General features: G+C 71.5%; 16 protein-coding genes and 1 pseudogene. 8 read left to right on the top strand and 9 right to left on the bottom strand.

From position 1 onward, the window contains the following. Positions 1-69 precede the first annotated feature (69 nt). From EAO73_RS03960 to EAO73_RS03950, 3 genes are all read right to left on the bottom strand, one after another. Positions 70-1,275, bottom strand: coding sequence for an NAD(P)/FAD-dependent oxidoreductase (locus tag EAO73_RS03960; RefSeq protein WP_147970112.1), 1,206 nt, complete (start codon positions 1,273-1,275; stop codon positions 70-72). Between the two features lie 187 nt (positions 1,276-1,462). Beyond that, the gene (locus EAO73_RS03955) at positions 1,463-1,786 is read right to left on the bottom strand and encodes an acyl carrier protein (protein WP_147970111.1); all 324 of its coding nucleotides are present in this window, start codon (positions 1,784-1,786) and stop codon (positions 1,463-1,465) included. A gap of 145 nt (positions 1,787-1,931) precedes the next feature. Continuing rightward, positions 1,932-2,192, bottom strand: coding sequence for a hypothetical protein (locus EAO73_RS03950; RefSeq protein WP_147970110.1), 261 nt, complete (start codon positions 2,190-2,192; stop codon positions 1,932-1,934). 400 nt (positions 2,193-2,592) lie between these two features. On the opposite strand from EAO73_RS03950, the gene EAO73_RS03945 reads away from it, so the two are divergent. The 3 genes from EAO73_RS03945 to EAO73_RS03935 are packed head-to-tail and all read left to right on the top strand — an operon-like array spanning position 2,593 to position 4,884. Then, positions 2,593-3,816, top strand: a complete 1,224-nt coding sequence (locus tag EAO73_RS03945; protein WP_147970109.1) for an aminotransferase class V-fold PLP-dependent enzyme — start codon at positions 2,593-2,595, stop codon at positions 3,814-3,816. A 39-nt stretch (positions 3,817-3,855) separates the two neighbouring features. Beyond that, the gene (locus EAO73_RS03940) at positions 3,856-4,485 is read left to right on the top strand and encodes a CGNR zinc finger domain-containing protein (RefSeq protein WP_191133930.1); all 630 of its coding nucleotides are present in this window, start codon (positions 3,856-3,858) and stop codon (positions 4,483-4,485) included. A gap of 3 nt (positions 4,486-4,488) precedes the next feature. After that, positions 4,489-4,884, top strand: coding sequence for an SRPBCC family protein (locus EAO73_RS03935; RefSeq protein WP_147970108.1), 396 nt, complete (start codon positions 4,489-4,491; stop codon positions 4,882-4,884). A 17-nt stretch (positions 4,885-4,901) separates the two neighbouring features. Here the strand turns inward: EAO73_RS03935 and EAO73_RS03930 are convergent, their stop codons facing one another. Both EAO73_RS03930 and EAO73_RS03925 read right to left on the bottom strand, forming a co-directional pair. Further along, positions 4,902-6,125, bottom strand: a complete 1,224-nt coding sequence (locus EAO73_RS03930; protein WP_147970107.1) for an FAD-dependent monooxygenase — start codon at positions 6,123-6,125, stop codon at positions 4,902-4,904. A gap of 13 nt (positions 6,126-6,138) precedes the next feature. Then, entirely contained in the window at positions 6,139-6,957 is an 819-nt protein-coding gene (locus EAO73_RS03925) for an alpha/beta fold hydrolase (RefSeq protein ID WP_147970106.1), read from the bottom strand. Positions 6,958-7,050: 93 nt separating this feature from the next. Between EAO73_RS03925 and EAO73_RS03920 the strand changes: the two genes are divergently transcribed. Beyond that, complete coding sequence (locus tag EAO73_RS03920; RefSeq protein ID WP_147970105.1) at positions 7,051-7,881, top strand: helix-turn-helix domain-containing protein; 831 nt, start codon at positions 7,051-7,053, stop codon at positions 7,879-7,881. Between the two features lie 69 nt (positions 7,882-7,950). Here the strand turns inward: EAO73_RS03920 and EAO73_RS03915 are convergent, their stop codons facing one another. Then, positions 7,951-8,646: a TetR/AcrR family transcriptional regulator gene (locus tag EAO73_RS03915; protein ID WP_147970104.1), complete on the bottom strand. Its 696-nt coding sequence runs from the start codon at positions 8,644-8,646 to the stop codon at positions 7,951-7,953. A gap of 77 nt (positions 8,647-8,723) precedes the next feature. Continuing rightward, positions 8,724-9,872 carry a ThuA domain-containing protein gene (locus EAO73_RS03910; protein WP_224756176.1) on the bottom strand — a complete coding sequence of 383 codons (1,149 nt, stop codon included), beginning with the start codon at positions 9,870-9,872 and terminating at the stop codon, positions 8,724-8,726. A gap of 353 nt (positions 9,873-10,225) precedes the next feature. Between EAO73_RS03910 and EAO73_RS03905 the strand changes: the two genes are divergently transcribed. Both EAO73_RS03905 and EAO73_RS03900 read left to right on the top strand, forming a co-directional pair. Then, positions 10,226-12,415 carry a ricin-type beta-trefoil lectin domain protein gene (locus EAO73_RS03905; RefSeq protein WP_412074561.1) on the top strand — a complete coding sequence of 730 codons (2,190 nt, stop codon included), beginning with the start codon at positions 10,226-10,228 and terminating at the stop codon, positions 12,413-12,415. 15 nt (positions 12,416-12,430) lie between these two features. After that, positions 12,431-13,819, top strand: a complete 1,389-nt coding sequence (locus EAO73_RS03900) for a chitinase (protein ID WP_147970103.1) — start codon at positions 12,431-12,433, stop codon at positions 13,817-13,819. A gap of 65 nt (positions 13,820-13,884) precedes the next feature. Here the strand turns inward: EAO73_RS03900 and EAO73_RS03895 are convergent, their stop codons facing one another. Both EAO73_RS03895 and EAO73_RS03890 read right to left on the bottom strand, forming a co-directional pair. Beyond that, entirely contained in the window at positions 13,885-14,877 is a 993-nt protein-coding gene (locus tag EAO73_RS03895) for a phosphotransferase family protein (RefSeq protein WP_147970102.1), read from the bottom strand. 212 nt (positions 14,878-15,089) lie between these two features. Beyond that, the gene (locus EAO73_RS03890; RefSeq protein ID WP_147971369.1) at positions 15,090-15,863 is read right to left on the bottom strand and encodes a class I SAM-dependent methyltransferase; all 774 of its coding nucleotides are present in this window, start codon (positions 15,861-15,863) and stop codon (positions 15,090-15,092) included. A gap of 51 nt (positions 15,864-15,914) precedes the next feature. Between EAO73_RS03890 and EAO73_RS36335 the strand changes: the two are divergent. Both EAO73_RS36335 and EAO73_RS03880 read left to right on the top strand, forming a co-directional pair. After that, a pseudogene (locus tag EAO73_RS36335) lies at positions 15,915-16,013 on the top strand (MerR family transcriptional regulator); the annotation flags it as partial. A 27-nt stretch (positions 16,014-16,040) separates the two neighbouring features. Beyond that, the coding region (locus EAO73_RS03880; protein ID WP_412074560.1) for a putative immunity protein at positions 16,041-16,527 on the top strand (487 nt) is incomplete at its 3' end.

Here is a 16,527-nt window from a genome sequence, read left to right as displayed (position 1 = left end):
CGGACACATCGGGTGCGGGTACTAGGGCCTGTCGGCTTCGGGCGTACGACGGGCCCTTGCGGACACGCCCTAACGGGTGAAGCGGCCGCCCCGGGGCCAGAACGCGCCCGAGGCGGGCATCTTCTTCATGCGGCCGTACGTCGGCCAGGGCGAAGCCGTCACGGTCTCCTTGTACCGGACGGCCATCGGTCCCACCAGGCAGATCCGGCGCGGGCTGTCGTCGGGCCGGGTGAACTGTACGACCGCGTCGCCCCGGCCCAGGCTCACCGGCGTGTGGTAGTAGCCGAACCGGAACGGCTTGGGCTCCTTGCCCCCGAGGACCCGGAAGATCGACAGCGCGGCGTGCACCCCGGTCGGCATGCCGCCCTGGCAGGTGCCGTGCATGACCCCGTAGCCCTGGCGGATCGCGGCCGCGTCCCCGACCGCGTACACCTCGGGGTGCGAAACGGAGCGCAGCGCCCGGTCGGTGACGACGCGTCCGTGCTCGTCCACCTCAAGTCCGGCCGCGGCGGCCAGCGGTGCGACCCGGGTGCCGCCCGTCCACAGGACCGCGTCGGCCGCGATGCTCGCGCCGTCCGCCAGCTCCACCGAACCGGCGAGCACCTTCACCACCTCGACACCACAGCGCACCTGGACGCCGAGGCGGTCGAGGGCGGCCCGGACATGGGCCGCGGCCCTGTCGTTCATGGTTGCGCCGGGCTCCTTGCCGCCCAGCAGCACCACGTCGAGGCGGGGGTACCGTTCGGCGATCTCCGCGGCCGACTCGATCCCGGTGAGTCCGCTGCCGACGACGACCACCGTGCCGCCACCGCTCCCGTTGCCGAGGGCTTCCAGCCGCCCGGCGAGCAGTTCCGCGTCCTGGACGCCACTCAGGGTGTAGGCGTGGTCGTCGGCCCCCGGCACCGCCGATGTGTCGGCGTGCCCGCCCAGCGCATATACCAGTGTGTCGTAGGGAAGGACGCGGTCGTCGTCGATCCGCACGGTCCTGGCCCCGGCGTCCACCGCCGTCACCCAGCCCTGCACGAAGTGCGCGCCCGTGCCCTCCAGCATCTCCGGGACGCTCATCACGTCGGGCGTGCGGCCGGTGGCCGTCATGTGCAGCCGCATCCGCTCGGTGAACCGCTCCTGCGCGTTCACCACGGTCACCCGCACCGTGTCGCGGTGCTTCCTGGTCCGGGCAGCCAGCTGGACGGCGGCGGCCATGCCCGCGTACCCGGCTCCCAGGATCACCACTCGGTGCGTGACCGCCGTACGGGTCCTCTGCTGCGCGTTCATGATCGGGTCCTTCCTTCCTCACCGGCTGCTGACAACCAGGGGATGGAGGCGGACCCCTCGAATGTGACATGGCGCCTTTGTGACCTGAGTCACCAGGGTGTGCGGGAGCGGCCGGACACGACCGAAGCCCCCGCGGCGCTCGGTGAGCGGCGGAGGCTTCTCGGGTCCTGCGGAACGGGGTGGCCCGTCAGGCGACGGCCCAGGGGGTACGCCCACGGGTGACGGTGTCCGACGACGGATAGAGGCCGGCGTCCCAGGAAGGCTGGAAGGCGGCGGAGACGATGCCCCAGAGCTGCCCGGCGGTGAGAGTGTGCACGGGAACGACGACCTGGCCGGCGAGGCTGACCCCGTACGCCGCTTCGAGGGAGCTGACGATGCCGATGAGGGCCATGGAGTCGAGCCCGTAACTCTCCATCGGAACGTCGGCGTCGGGCGTCCTCTCCTTGCCCAGGCCGGGGAGGCCCTGCCGGAGAATCGTCTCGAACCTCGCGTTCCACGGTGTCTGTGCCATGGGGCGGACTTCCTTCCGGCTGCCGGGACTTCTGGCCGCGCGAGCCCGGACGTACGAGCCTGCGTGCGTACGTGCGTCACGGTGCCGGGTTCCGCTCGAGCCGCCTTGGACGGGCGCTCGTGCGGTGGCGGTGCGGGCGGCGCGGTCAGGCGACGGGCGCGGCCGGCCAGCCGATGTCGCTCTGTGGGGCGGACGGCCAGCCGATGTCGCCCTGGGGAGCGGTCGGCCAGCCGATGTCGCCCTGCGGGGCCACGGGCCAGCCGATGTCCTTGGCGGAGACCTGCGTCGTACCGCCGGCGAACGGCCAGCCGATGTCCTGGCCGTCGGCAGCGCTGATGCCGGCGCTGGTGAGGACGGCGGCGGCGACGGCGGCGGTGCTGACGAGGACGCGGGCGATGTTCTTCATGGCTGGTCTCCTTTGTGACAAGTTCCGTGTGCCGCGTTGGCAACTTCTTGCCTTGAGATTGGCAACACCTCCTAGGAATTCGGTCGTAATTCCCTCGTGAATGGGTGGAGTAAAGAGGAGGAACGGGCCCGCGAGGCCCGTTCCTTGAGTGGGTCCCGCTCGTACATGCCGTCTTGACCTGCGATGACATGCTGTTTCGCGCATTCTTCCGGCGCTTGGCAAACCCTGGAGAAGTGAGCCAGGAAATCTCGGAACCGGGGCCAGGGGAAGAGGGGCGGCCCGCTGCGCTTGAGTATCGCTGGAGCGGGCGTTGCCAAATTCTCCGAACGCCGGGCAACATATTGCCAGAGGTCAGGCAATGACTTGTCAAGGTTCCCCGACAACGGGGGGAGGACCCGGAATGAATGTGCAGACGCCCCAGGTCGAACGAACGGTCCGTCTCGACGCGGCCACCGCCGGCCACACACCTGCCGCGGTGCGCGCCGTCGTCACGGAGCTGCTGCGCCGGGAGGACGAGTACGGGACGCACGAACTGGAGGAGTACGTCGAGGACATCGTGCACACCGAGGTCCCCGCACGCCTCGGCGCCCTGCTCTCCGTGCCCGCCACCGGCACCACGACCCTCGTGACGGGCGGGGCCGACGCCTTCCGGGAGACGCTCGACCGGCTGCCCGTCGGCCCGGCCGACCGGATCTGGACGACGCCCTACGAGGACGTCGCCCGCCTCACCGCACTGTTCGCGCTGCGCGACCGCACCCGCTGCCGCCTCGACGTCGTCCCGCTGGACGCGCGCGGCGACCTGGACCTGGAGTGGATGGCGGCGCACATCGACGAGGACGTGGCCCTGGTCAGCGTGGCCCACGTCCCGGCCGGCTGCGGCATCGTCAACCCGGTCGAGGAGATCGGCCGCCTCCTCGCCCCGCACCGCGCCCTGTACGCGGTCGACGTCTCGTACTCCGTGGGCCAGTTGCCCGTGAACGCGGCGCGCATCGGCGCCGACCTGCTCACCGGAGACGCCTGGCGCTTCCTAGGCGGGCCCGTCGACGTCGGATTCGCCTGCGCCACGGCCCGCCTGCGGTCCGCGCTCACCGATCCGGGCCCGGCGCGGTACGGCCAGGAGCCGCCCCGTACGCCGCACAGCGCGTCCGTCGCCGGCCTGAACACCGCGCTCCTCCTGCACGAGAAGGACGCTTCGGCCGCGCCGCGCCAGGACCTCTACCCGCAGCTGCGCGACGCCGTCGGCCGGGCCCCCGGCATCGAGCTGATCGCCCCGGGCCGCGTCCAGTCCGCCGTCCTCGCCTTCCGCCACGACGAGCTGACGGCTGCTCAGCTCCGCCGCGAGCTGCGCGCGCGGGGGATCGTCCTGCGCAAGACGGTCGCCCAGGAGATGCCGCTCCACCTGCCCGGACGGGGCATCACCACCGCCCTCCACGCCTCCTTGGACCACGACACCACGGCTCAGGACATCGCCCGTCTCGGGCAGGCCCTGGACGCGATCGTGAGCGCCCACCGCCCCACCGAGGTGGTCCTCCCGCGCGCCGTGGGCGGCTCCCTCGCCCCCGTGACCGCTGCCCAGAGCCGCCCTCTGCGCGGAACCCGGGGCCACCTCACCCTGCTGCGCTGAACCCCTGGCGCTGTCACTGTAACCGCTTATAGTGGTTACATGAAGTCCGCAGAGAGAGCGGCGGCGACCGCGCGGGCGGAGCCCGTGGGCCTGACCCTGCGCTCCACCACCGGCGTCGCCTACCGGTTCAATCCCGGCGCCCTGTGCTTGGAGCTGCTGACCACCGGCGGTCCCGGGCCCTACGAGCGGTACGAGGTCCTGCACGAGCCCGCAGACGTGACCGCCTGGGCGGAACGCTCCCGGCTGACCCCGACCCCTGAGCCGGCCGTCTCCGCCGTGGAGGTCGCGGCGCTACGGATGCTGCGCGACGCGCTGTTCCGCGTGGTCGTCGCCCACACGCGCGGCGAACCGCACCCGCCCGGCGACCTGGCGGTCATCAACGAGACCGCCGCCCGCCCCGCCCTGGCACCCGCCATCGCCCCGGACGGCAGCCGCCGCTGGGCCGGTGCCCCCAGCGGCACGGCGCTGGCCGCCACCGTCGCCCGCGATGCCGTCGAGCTGCTGACCGGGCCCCACGCGCACCGCATCCGCACCTGCGCCGCCGAGGACTGCCACCTCATCTACGTGGACACCTCGCGCCCCGGCCGCCGCCGCTGGTGCTCGATGGAGCACTGCGGCAACCGTCACAAGGTCAGGGCGCTGCGCGCCCGCCACTCCGAGGAAGGATGACCGATGCCCACCGGACTCACCAGGGACGCGGGCTGGCAGATCGGCGTGTCCCGCACACTGCCCCACCCGCCGTCCGTCGTCTGGGACTTCATCAGCGGCCCCGAAGGACTCGCCCTCTGGCTCGGCTCGGACACGGCCCTGACCCCCGAGCGCGGGGCGCCCTACCGGACGGCGGCCGGCGTGACCGGCGAGGTACGCGGCTACCGCCCGGCTGACCGCATCCGCGTCACCCACGGCACCACCACCCTCCAGGTGGCCATGACCCCGGCCGCCGACGGCGCCCGTACGATGCTCCGCTTCCACCAGGAACACCTGGCGAGCGCGGAGGAACGCGAGAACCGGCGCACCCACTGGCAGCACGTGATGGACGAGGTGGAGGCGGCGCTGGACCGCGCCTGATACGCGTCCGCCGGCCCTCACACGGCGGCGGCCGGTGCGTAGTCCTCGACGGTCATCGCGTTGTACAGCCGCGCGCTCCTCGTCGTGAGGCGCAGCAGCGCGCGGCCCGGCCCCGCGGGCAGCGCGGAGACCAGCCGGGCGCCCTGCGCGAGCCCCCACACCCCGGCGCGCGAGGTGGGAATCAGCGTCCTCGCCGCGCTCAACGCGACCGCACGGCTGCCGCGTACGTGGTCCGCCATCACCCGTTCGTACGTGGGAAACGCACGGGTGTGGTCGCCGCCCGCACGGGCCAGCTCACCGGCGAGGACATACGCGCCGACCACCGCCAGCGTGGTGCTGCCGCCGACGGCCGGACCGGGGCAGTACCCCGCGTCCCCGACGAGCGTCACCCGCCCCCGCGACCAGTTGTCCATGCGGAGCCGGCTGATCGAGTCGAAGTAGAACGCCGGCGTACGGTCCAGCTCCTCCAGCCACCCGTCGACCTGGGGGTGCAGCCCGGCGAACGCTCCGCGCAGCAACTCCTTCTGCCGGGGGACGTCGCGGTGGTGCCAGTCGAGTTCCCGCGCGCTCCGGAACAGGAACAGGGCCCGCGCGTCGTCCAGATGCCGCGCCCCGTACATCCCGGCGGTGCGCCCCACCCCGACGTGCATCAGCAACTCTCCGTCCAGCCCGGAGAGGTTGGGCAGGCTCAGTACCCCGAAGTAGGCACCGAGGAAGGAGCCGCGCCCGGAATCCGCACCGAAGACCAGGCGGCGCACGGCGGAGTGCAGCCCGTCCGCGCCGACGACGAGGCCGAAGCGGCGCGGCGCGGCGTTCTCGAACGTCACCTCGCACCCGTCGCCGTCCCCGGGGGAGACCGAGGTGACCGAGTCGTCGAAGAGGTACTCGACGTCCTCGCGGGCGGCGTCGTAGTAGATCGCGGTCAGGTCGTCGCGCAAGACCTCGACGTGCCGGTCGGAGGCCCCGCCGAAGATCTTGGCGAGGTCCGCCCGGACGGGCCGCCGCGCCCCCTCCCGGAAGACGCTCAGCCGATCTGTGCCGGTGGTCCGCTCCTCGATGCGCGGCAGAACTCCCATGCGCTCCGAGATGTCCACGGCGGGACGGAACAGGTCGACCGCGTGCCCGCCCGTCCGGCGCGGAGCCGGCGCCCGCTCCACGACGGTGACCCGGAAGCCGTACCGGACGAGCCAGTGGGCGAGCACCGGACCGGCGACCCCGGCCCCGGAGACGAGAATCCGCACGACGCCCTCCCTCTCAGCCGTGGAGCGCGGCGAAGTCCAGCAGGGGCCCGGCGACCCGGGGCGGGTCCTCCAGGATCGGCGAGTGCCCCAGCCCCGGCAGCAACTCCACCCGCGCGCCCGGGACGACGCGGTAGTCGGCGGCCGACGAGGAGCGCCAGCGCCGGTCGTCCTCACCGAAGAGCACCAGCAGCGGTTTGCCGAGTCCCGCCAGCCGCTCCGGCAGCGCCCGTTGCTCCAGGTAGGCGCGGGTGCTCCCCATCGTGGCGGTGAAGGAGTGCGCCGTCATGGCGCGCACCTCGTCCAGCAGTGCGTCCGGCACCCGGTAACCGGGGCGGCTGAAGCCCGTGCTCGCGAGCTGCCTGATCTGCTCGTCGCTCGGCGGCCACTGCGTGGGCGCGGCAGCGGCGCCGGAGCCGGTGGCGATGAATGCCCCCAGGCCGGGGCCCGTGTTGACGAGCACCAGACCGGACACCAGCTCCGGCCGCTGTTCGGCGAGGGCCGTCGCGGTCACCCCGCCGCTGGAATGGCCCACCACCACGGCGTGCCCGACACCGAGCCGGTCCAGCACCTCGCCGGTGCGCCGCGCCTGGTCGCGGATCGCGTAACCGCCGTCGTCCGGCTTGTCCGACCTGCCGTGCCCGAGCAGATCGACCCGCATGACGCGGTGCGCGGTGAGCAGCGGCACGAGCGCGTCCCACGAGCGCGCCGAGGACGCCGATCCGTGGATGAGCAGGAGCACGGGGGCGTCACGGGGTCCGTCCTGGCATACATGGATGGTGTGGCCGTCGTCCAGCTTTACGGCCGAGAACTCGGTGGCGTCGGAAACAGTCATGACCCCACTGTCGCCACCGGCCCCGGCCCCGTCTTGAACGAATGTCCCGCCCGCCCGGCCGTGCTCGCGGCGGCCCGCTCGTAGCATGGAGGGGTGCACACCTTCATGCACGGTACGGCCGTGTGGGACGTCTCCCGCCCACCACGGCCCAGCCGCGTGCCCGGGGTCACCATGGCCGGGTTCCGCGTGCACGATCTGGACGCGCTGCGCATGGTCCCGCACCCGGCGGTCACCCTGCTCCTCGAATTCGGCGCCGGCACCCCCGTCCTCGACACCGCGACCGGTGAACAGCAGCGCGGCTGCCTGGTCGCCGGTCCCGGGCTCGGCTCCGGCGGCGCGGTCCGGGTACGCGGACAGGACGTCGAGTGCGTGCAGGTGCGGCTGTCCCCGGTGATCGCCCGCGCGGTCCTCGGCGTGCCCCCGGCCGAGCTCGACGGTGCCGTCGTCCCGCTGGACGCCCTGTGGGGCCGTGAGGCGTCCCGGATACGCGAACAGCTCGGCGAAGCCCCGTCCTGGCAGGCCCGCTTCGCGCTCGCGGACGCGCTGCTCGGCCGCCGGTACGCGGCAGGCCCCCCGGTGGACCCGGAGGTGGCACGGGCCTGGGAGCGGATGACCGCCGGCCACGGACTGCTCCGGATCGACGAACTTGCCGCCGACGTCGGCTGGAGCCGCAAGCGGCTGTGGTCCCGCTTCCGCTCCCAGCTCGGGCTGCCGCCCAAGCGCGCGGCGAGACTGGTCCGCTTCGACCACGCCGCCCACCGCCTGGTCGCGGGCGAGGGTCCGGCCCGGGTGGCGGCCGAGACGGGCTACGCCGACCAGTCCCATCTGCACCGGGACGTCGTGGCGTTCACCGGCGCGACCCCGGCGAAGGTGGCCGGTGAGCCGTTCCTCGCCGTGGACGACATCGCCTGGCCTGGGCGCTGAGGCCCCCGCGGACACCTGCCGGAGCAGCGCGGCGGGTACGCGTCGTCGGCACAGCGCGGCGGACATCCGTCAGAGCACGAGGTCCGGGTGGACCTTCGGGTCGGTGGAGGGCCCGGCGGCGTAACCGGCCAGCGGTTCCTCCAGCACCCCGAACGCGTAGTCCCCGGCCTCCGCCATCTCGCCGCTGATCCGGGCGTTGGGCCACCCGGCCAGGGTCCGTTCCTGGATGCGGTCGAAGAGCATGCGGTGGACGCTGCCGAGCAGGGCGGCGGCGGTGCGCACGGCGATGTCGTCGGGGGCGGCGCCGGTGGCCTCGGCCAGGGCCTCGGCGAGCCGGGTCTCCCGCAGATCGTGCAGGTCGCGCAGCCGGGCCGTCAGCGTGGGGCTGTCGGCGATCATCCGGGCGAACGCGGGGCCGGAGAATCCCGCGACCGGGTCGGCCGCCGCGACCGCCTCGGCGAAGGCGTGCCGCAGGGCCGTCAGCGCGGACTCGCCCGACGCCCGGCCGGCGACCGTGGCGGCCAGGGAGCCGGTGAAGGCGTCCTGGTGGTCGAGCGCCAAGTCCTCCTTGTGCGCGAAGTAGTTGGTCACCGTTTTCTTCGCGACACGGGCGGCGGCGGCGATCTCCGCGATGGTGGTCTGTTCGAACCCCTGGTCGAGGAAGAGCCGGGTGGCGGCATCGGAGATGAGCTGCCGGGTCTCCTGCTTCTTGCTCTCACGGAGTCCGACGGGGGCGCCCGTGGCTGCGGTGGTCTCAGTAGTCATGGCGCAATCTTACCCTCGTAGCATTTTTATGTTGACACCCTTGAAGTCTCGGGCTAAATTTACCTCCGTCGTAAAGTTCACCTCGAACGACGAACGGATGGACATCGCATGCCCGAGGCCCCTCGCACCGCATCCCGCTTCCCCGCCCTGGACCTGAGCGCGGTCCTGGCCGACCGGACCGGCAGCCCCGCCGCCGTCCCCGTACCGCCCAAAAGCCCCCGGCTCCACCCCCAGCGGGCAGGGGCACCCGCGCAGCCCCGCCGGATACCCGCTGGACGGCCGCGCCGTTGGCGCTGGACGGCCGCGCCGTTGGCGGAGCTCGCGCCCGCCACGTCGACGCACTTGCCGCCGTAGCCGGTGATCCGGCCGGTGGAGTCGTCGGGCGGGGTGACCGGGCCGCCGTCCTGCCCGGCGGCCCAGGCGATCTCCTGGAGCAGGAGCCGGTTCTGCTGGGCGCTCGCGAAGGTGGACGACAGGGCGGTGTTCGTCGCGTAGTCCATCGCGTTGTGGCCGAAGTTGTTGTAGACCATCCGGTACCCGCGGTTGGTCCACACGATCGGGTAATCCCCGCTGTACCAGGTCTGGTTGGGGTCGGTCCCGATGGGGAACGTCGAGGGGGCCATCGAGGCGAGGACGTCGATCGCGGGGTTCTTCCGCAGGTCGTTCTGCCAGCTGTACCACTCGCTGACCGACGAGGTGATGGTGGCGGGGAGCCCCGCCGTCGCCGGATGCCCGGGGTCGTCGACGCGCAGCGTCTCCTGGGTGGGGCCCCAGGTGTTCGACCGGAACGTCCCGGTGCCGAGGAAGGTGTTGTGGTACCAGGGCCAGTCGCTCGTATCGGTGTTGAACGCGGAGACGTGGAATCCGACGAACCCGCCGCCGTTCTGCACGTACGACTGGAACGCGGAGCGCTGGGACGCGGTGTGCGGGTAGTTGTCGAGGAACATCACGACCTGGTAGCCGGCCAGCTCGGTGCTGTTGAGCCGGCTCCAGTCGGTGGTGGCGGTGTACGTGAAGCCGTGGGCTGCGCCCTGCTGGGCGAACCAGGTGTTGGCCTCGTGGTCGAAGCTGATGTGCGCCGCGTCGTAGGTGCCGTCGTAGAAGGCCAGCACCCGGAACGTACCGGCAGCGGGGGCGGCGTGCGCCGGGGCGGCCTGCAGGCCGAGCACGAGCGCGGCGAGGGCGAGGAGCCGGAGCAGGAGTGCGGTGCCGTGTCTGACGCGCATGGGGGACTCCAGAGGTGGGCGGTGGAGCGCAGCGGCTGAGCAGACCGGAGTCTGCGCGTGTACACGACAGCCCGTCAAGCCGTCTGTCAGGAAACTTTCCTGGCAGAAAATCGCGCACAACTCGAACACTGCATGTCAGTACAGCTGACCTGCGACTTCAGAAGCCGTACGAGAGTGCTGCGGTTTCCCGTGATCGCGGGCGGAGTGTCTACAGAGGTTGAAATACCGGCCCGTGCAAGGGGGTTGACGGGCGGTCGCAGACGCCTCTAGCTTCACGGCTTGAAATAAGGCCGGACGTGTCTCCTGTCATGGACCTGACTTCCTACCCCCCGCCCGCCACAGGAAGGCTCCCCATGCTTCATCCGCCCCACCGCCGCCGCAGACGGCGCACCGCATCCCTGGCCATGGCGCTGTCCGCCTCGCTGGCCGCCGCGGGGGCCCTGGTCGCCCTCGGCTCGGGAACCGCCGGCGCCGCGACCCCCGGCGCGCTGACCAACACCGGCACCGGCAAGTGCCTCGACGTCACCGACGGTTCGACCGCCGACGGCACGCCCGCCCAGATGTGGACCTGCTACCCCGGCAGCCAGAACCAGAGCTGGACGCTCAACAGCGACGGCTCGCTGACCGCGAAGGGCAAGTGCCTGGACCTGGCGGCGAACGGCACGGCCAACGGCACCGCGGTGCACCTGTGGACCTGCTACGGGACCGTCGCCAGTCAGAAATGGCGGCTGACCTCCGCCGGTGACCTGGTCAACACCGCCGCGAACAAATGCCTGGACGTCAAGGACAACAGCACCGCGGACGGCGCCCGGCTGCAGATCTGGGACTGCGCGGGCACCGGCAACCAGAAGTGGAGTTTCTCCGGCGCGGTGGACCCGACCGACCCCACGGACCCGCCCACGGGTGACAACCCGGACCTCGGCCCGAACACGGTGATCTTCGACCCGTCGATGTCCGCCTCGTCCATCCAGTCCAAGCTGAACAGCATCTTCAGCCAGCAGCAGTCCAACCAGTTCGGCTCCCAGCGCTACGCGGTGCTGTTCAAGCCGGGCACGTACAGCGCGGACGTCAACGTCGGCTTCTACACCCAGGTCGCCGGCCTCGGCCTCTCCCCGGACGCGGTGAACATCAACGGCGCCGTCCACGCCGAGGCCGACTGGTTCCAGGGCAATGCGACCCAGAACTTCTGGCGCGACGCGGAGAACCTGTCCGTCACGCCGAACGGCGGCAGCGACCGCTGGGCCGTCTCGCAGGCGGCCCCGTACCGCCGTATGCATGTGCGCGGGAACCTCAAGCTGGACGACGGCGGCTGGTCCAGCGGCGGCTTCATCTCCGACTCCAAGATCGACGGGCAGATCCAGTCGGGCAGCCAGCAGCAGTTCCTGACCAAGAACACCAAGATGGGCTCCTGGTCCGGCTCCAACTGGAACATGGTCTTCGTCGGCGACCAGGGTGCCCCCGCCCAGTCCTTCCCGACCTACACCACCGTCGCCTCCGCCCCGGTCAACCGCGAGAAGCCCTTCCTGTACGTCGACGACGCGGGCGCCTGGAAGGTGTTCGTACCCGCCGCGCAGACCAACGCCTCGGCCACCACCTGGAGCGGCAAGACCCAGGCGGGCTCGTCGCTTCCGCTGGACGACTTCTACATCGCCAAGCCCGGCGCGAGCGCGGCCGACATGAACGCCGCCCTGGCCGCCGGCAAGAACCTCCTGATCACCCCGGGCGTCTACCACCTCAACCAGACGCTCAACGTCACCCGCCCCGACACGGTCGTCCTCGGCATGGGCCTCGCCACGCTCATCCCGGACAACGGCATCACCGCGCTCACCACCGCCGACGTCGACGGCATCAAGATCGCCGGGGTCCTCGTCGACGCCGGTACGACCAACTCCCAGACCCTGATGCGGATCGGCCCCGACGGCTCGTCCGCGAACCACGCGGCCAACCCCGTCACGCTCAACGACGTGTTCTTCCGCATCGGCGGCGCCACCGTCGGCAAGGCCACCCAGTCGCTGGTCGTCAACACCAGCAACACGATCATCGACCACACCTGGATCTGGCGCGCCGACCACGGCAACGGCGGCACCGTCGGCTGGAACACCAACACCGCCGACACCGGGCTGGTCGTCAACGGCCAGAACGTCACCGCGTACGGCCTGTTCGTCGAGCACTACCAGAAGACCCAGGTCATCTGGAACGGCAACGGCGGGCGCACGTACTTCTTCCAGAACGAGCTGCCGTACGACCCGCCCAACCAGAGCGCCTGGAAGAACGGGAACACCAACGGCTACCCCGCGTACAAGGTCGGCGCGTCCGTGACCAGCCACGAAGCGTGGGGTCTGGGCAGCTACGCCTACTTCAACGTCAACCCCTCGGTGGTCGAGGACCACTCCTTCGAGGTGCCCCAGACCTCCGGCGTGAAGTTCCACGACATGGTCACCGTCGTCCTCGGCGGCGCCGGAACGATCAGCCACATCATCAACAGCACCGGGGCGGCGGTCACGCCCGGCAGCAACGTCGCGTACCTCACCACCTACCCGTAAACGGAGGGAACCCCCATGCCCCGATCCCGCAGCAGATGGCTCACCGCCCTGCTCGGCGTGCTGCCCCTGGCCGCCGCCGGCCTGGTCGCCACGGCCACCCCCGCCTCCGCCGCCGCCAACCCCGGACCCGGCTTCCCCGCCCACTACGCGGCCCCGTACGCGGAGATGTGGAACAGCCCGTCCAGCCTGATGAACGCGTACAACGCGACCGGAAACAAGTACTACACACTGGCGTTCATCATCAGCCAGGGCACCTGCAACGCCACCATCAACGGCGACACCCCGGTCACCGACTCCGGCTGGAACAACGCCATCAACAGCCTGCGCGCGGTGGGCGGCGACGTCATCGCCTCCTTCGGCGGCGCGAGCGGCAACGAACTGGCCTCCTGCGGTTCGGTGTCCGCGATGCAGGCCCAGTACAAGAAGGTCATCGACCAGCTCAACCTGACCCGCATCGACCTGGACATCGAAGGCAGCACACTCGACAACACCGCCGCCAACGACCGCCGCAACCAGGCCCTCGCCAACCTCCAGCAGGAGTACCGCGCACAGGGCCGCAAGCTCGACATCGACTACACGCTCCCGGTCAGCCCCAGCGGCCTGGAGTCCAACGGCATCGCGCTCCTCAAGAACGCCAAGAGCCACAACCTCGACGTCAACCTGGTCAACATCATGACCATGGACTACGGCCCCGCCATGGACATGGGCCAGGCCGCGATCAGCGCCGCGAAGGGCCTGCACACCCAACTCGGCCAGATCTGGACCGAGAAGTCCTCCGCACAGCTCTGGGCGATGGAGGGCAACTGCCCGATGATCGGCGTCAACGACACCGCCGCCGAGGTCTTCACCACCCAGGACGCCCAGGAACTGGAGGCGTTCGCCGCGAGCAACGGCATCCAGGAACTGACCTTCTGGTCCCTCGGCCGCGACAACCAGGGCGAGAGCGGCACCCCGCAGAGCACCTGGCAGTTCACCAACACGTTCAAGGCCATCACGGGCGGCGGCGGGCCCGTCGACCCGCCGGCCGGCACGACCGCCATCAAGGGCTACGGCGGCAAGTGCGTCGACGTGGCCGGTGCCAACAGCGCCAACGGCACCAAGGTCGACCTCTACACCTGCAACGGCACCTCCGCCCAGCAGTGGACCCGCACCGGCAACACCCTCCGCGCCCTCGGCAAATGCCTCGACGTCGCGGCCGCCGGCACGGCCAACGGGACGAAGGTCCAGCTCTACGACTGCAATGGTTCCGGCGCCCAGTCCTGGACGGCCGGCGCCAACGGCAGCCTGGTCAACGCCGGTTCGGGCAAGTGCCTGGACGTCACGGACTGGAGCACCACGGACGGCAACCAGCTCCAGATCTGGACCTGCGGCGGCACGGCGAACCAGTCGTGGACGCTGGTCTAGCGGCCGGCGCGTGAGCGGGCCCGGCTCCCTGTACGAGGGGGAGCCGGGCCCGTACCGCTTCCGCGTCAGTGGGCGGCCAGCCGGTCGGCGAGGTCGCGGATCTCGCCGTAGGTCTCCGCCAGCCGGTCGGCCAGGCCGAGCCGGTGCAACTCGTGCAGCAGCGCGGTCGCGTGCCTCGCCTCGTAGACCAGCGCGCGCCACCGGGCGCTCTCGGTCCGGCCCACCCGGCCGTAGCTTTCCCAGAAGGCATCGCGCTCGCCGCCCGGCTTGCGCAGCGCCAGATAGACCGGCCAGTCCGCCTCCGGGTCGCCCCACCAGAGCCTGTCGCAGTCGAAGACACCCGTGATCAACGGCTCCGGCGTGCCTTCGGCCAGCATGGTGTTCCCCACCCAGAGGTCCCCGTGCAGCAGACGCGGCTCGGTGACCTCGTCGAGCACGGCGCGCTCACGGTCGGCCAGCCGGACCAGCCTGGTGACGTCACCGGCGTCGAGCCCGGCGTCGGTGAGGTCCGCGCACGCGTGATCGAACCAGGTGAACAGCGCGTCGCTCCAGGACTCGTGCACGGGGCCGGCGACCCTGCCGAACCCCGGTCCGCGCACGCCGTGCACGGTACGCGTGATGTCACCCAGTTGCCGGAAGTACGCGCCGCGCGCGGTTTCCGGGTACGTGGCGAGCGCCGCTGCGGCGGGCACACCGGCCAGGAACGTCTGGAACATGTAGTCGCGGCCGATCACCTTATGGGTGAAGTCGATCGCGAGGGTACGCGGCAGCAGCCCCGCCACAGGCGCCAGGTACGGGACCCCCGCGTGCTCGTTGCGCATCATCTCGGGATCGGCCCTGGCCTGACGGTCCGGCTCCGGCGCGACGCGCAGCACCACGGGCCGTTCACCGTCGAGGTCGACCCTGTACGTGTTGTTGTAGTACCCACCCGTGAGTTCGGCCGCCGACAGCACGACCGCGCCCTCGCCGAAGGCCGCCCGCACGACGGCCTCGATCTCGGCCGCGCTCAGGGGCTGCTGGAATGCTCCGGGATCCCGGTCGATCGGTGCGTAGTCCATGGCCCGTCGACCCTATCCGCCGGCACGGACCGGCACGGCTCCCGCACGTACAGCCGGCGCCTGTACCACTCCGCCGTGGTGAGCCCGAGGAGCCCGGTCCAGGCGTGGCGGGATACGTGGAGGGCTGCCCCTCGTCCGAGGACGTCGACCCGGACGAGATCCCCCTGCTGGGCTTCACCCTCACGAACGATGGTGCGGTTCGCCGCCCGAGGTCAGGCCGCTGAAGTGCCCCTCCAGAGGCGCGCACCGGCCGCGAACACGATCGGGTCCATGGCGGACAGCTCCGCCCGCACGCGGGCCTCGAACTCGGTACGGGCATCGGACGGGAGGGCGTCGAAGTAGGCGCGGGAGCCGTGTGAGAGCCCCCAGTCCCAGAACGTGCCGGCGTCCGGGACGGGCAGGCGCTGCTCGATGGCGGTCTCGCCGGTGCCGGTGAATCCCGCGGCCGAAAGCAGCCTCTCCGCGTCCAGGGGACGGCTGAGCCGCCCCTGACCCTCGGGAATCAGGGGCTGGAACTCCCGGAAGAGGGCCCCGTAGAACTCCCACTCCGGCGCGTCCTCGACGTCACCGGGGACGGAGAAGGAGAACACCCCGCCAGGGGCGAGGACGCGCCGGATCTCCCGGGCCGCCGCAGCCGGATCATCGAGCAGGTGGACGACGAACCCCGCACAGACCAGGTCGAAGGAGCCGTCGGGAAAGTCCAGTTGGTGGACGTCCATCACCCGCGCCTCGTGCACACGCGGGTACTGGTCCGCCAGCCGCTCGACCATCCCGGGAGCGCAGTCCACCGCCGTCACCCGACAGCCGTGGGCGAGCGCGGCACCGGTCAGGGCACCGCGCCCGGCCCCCAGGTCGAGCACCCGGGTCCCGGGCCCGGGAGCGAGCCACGCCATGTGCTGTCGGGCGAACCCGGCGAAGAACGGCAGCACCTCGTCGTACACCGGGGCCAGTTGGTCGAAGAGGATGGTGGCTCGCGTCGCGGTCATGGCCGGCCATCCTGGCAGAGGGGCCATACGGTCCGCCCGCCCTTTTCCGGCAACCCCGACTGGCGCGCGGCCTACGAGGCCATCGCGCCCGGCCTCGCCGTGTTCCAGCGCGATGCCATCGAGGCGTACACGGCGGACCGGCTCGGCTGAACGGACGCCTGTGCGAAGATCACCGGCGTGACGAGCGACTTCGAACTGTCCCTGGACGAACTGAGAACCGTGGCCCGTTACGCCACCGAGGCGGCACTGGACGTCCTGCCGGTGTTCGAGGTCGCGTGCCCCGCCGACGCACGACCCCGGGCCGCCATCGAGGCGGCCCGGGAGTTCATCGACGGCGCGCCGCGCACAAGGCTCCAACGCGTCACGTCGATGGACGCCCACCGCGCGGCCAAGGACGCGGCTACGGAACCCGCCCGCCTCGCCGCACAGGCGGCGGGCGACGCGGCTTCCGCCGCCTACCTGCACCCGATCGCGAAGGCGCACCAGGTGGGCCACATCCTGCGCGCCGCCGCGAACGCGGCCCGTATCGCGGAGATCGAGGCGGGCGCCGCCCGTAGCCGCGTCCTTGGCCGCGCGGTGGGCGTCCATCGACGTGACGCGTTGGAGCCTTGTGCGCGGCGCGCCGTCGATGAACTCCCGGGCCGCCTCGATGGCGGCCCGGGGT

Origin of the sequence: Streptomyces sp. col6, assembly GCF_008042035.1 — a bacterium.
In the GTDB taxonomy this organism is placed as follows: Bacteria; Actinomycetota; Actinomycetes; order Streptomycetales; family Streptomycetaceae; genus Streptomyces.
Note: the sequence above shows the minus strand (reverse complement) of the source record. Positions and strands in the feature narration are given on the sequence as shown.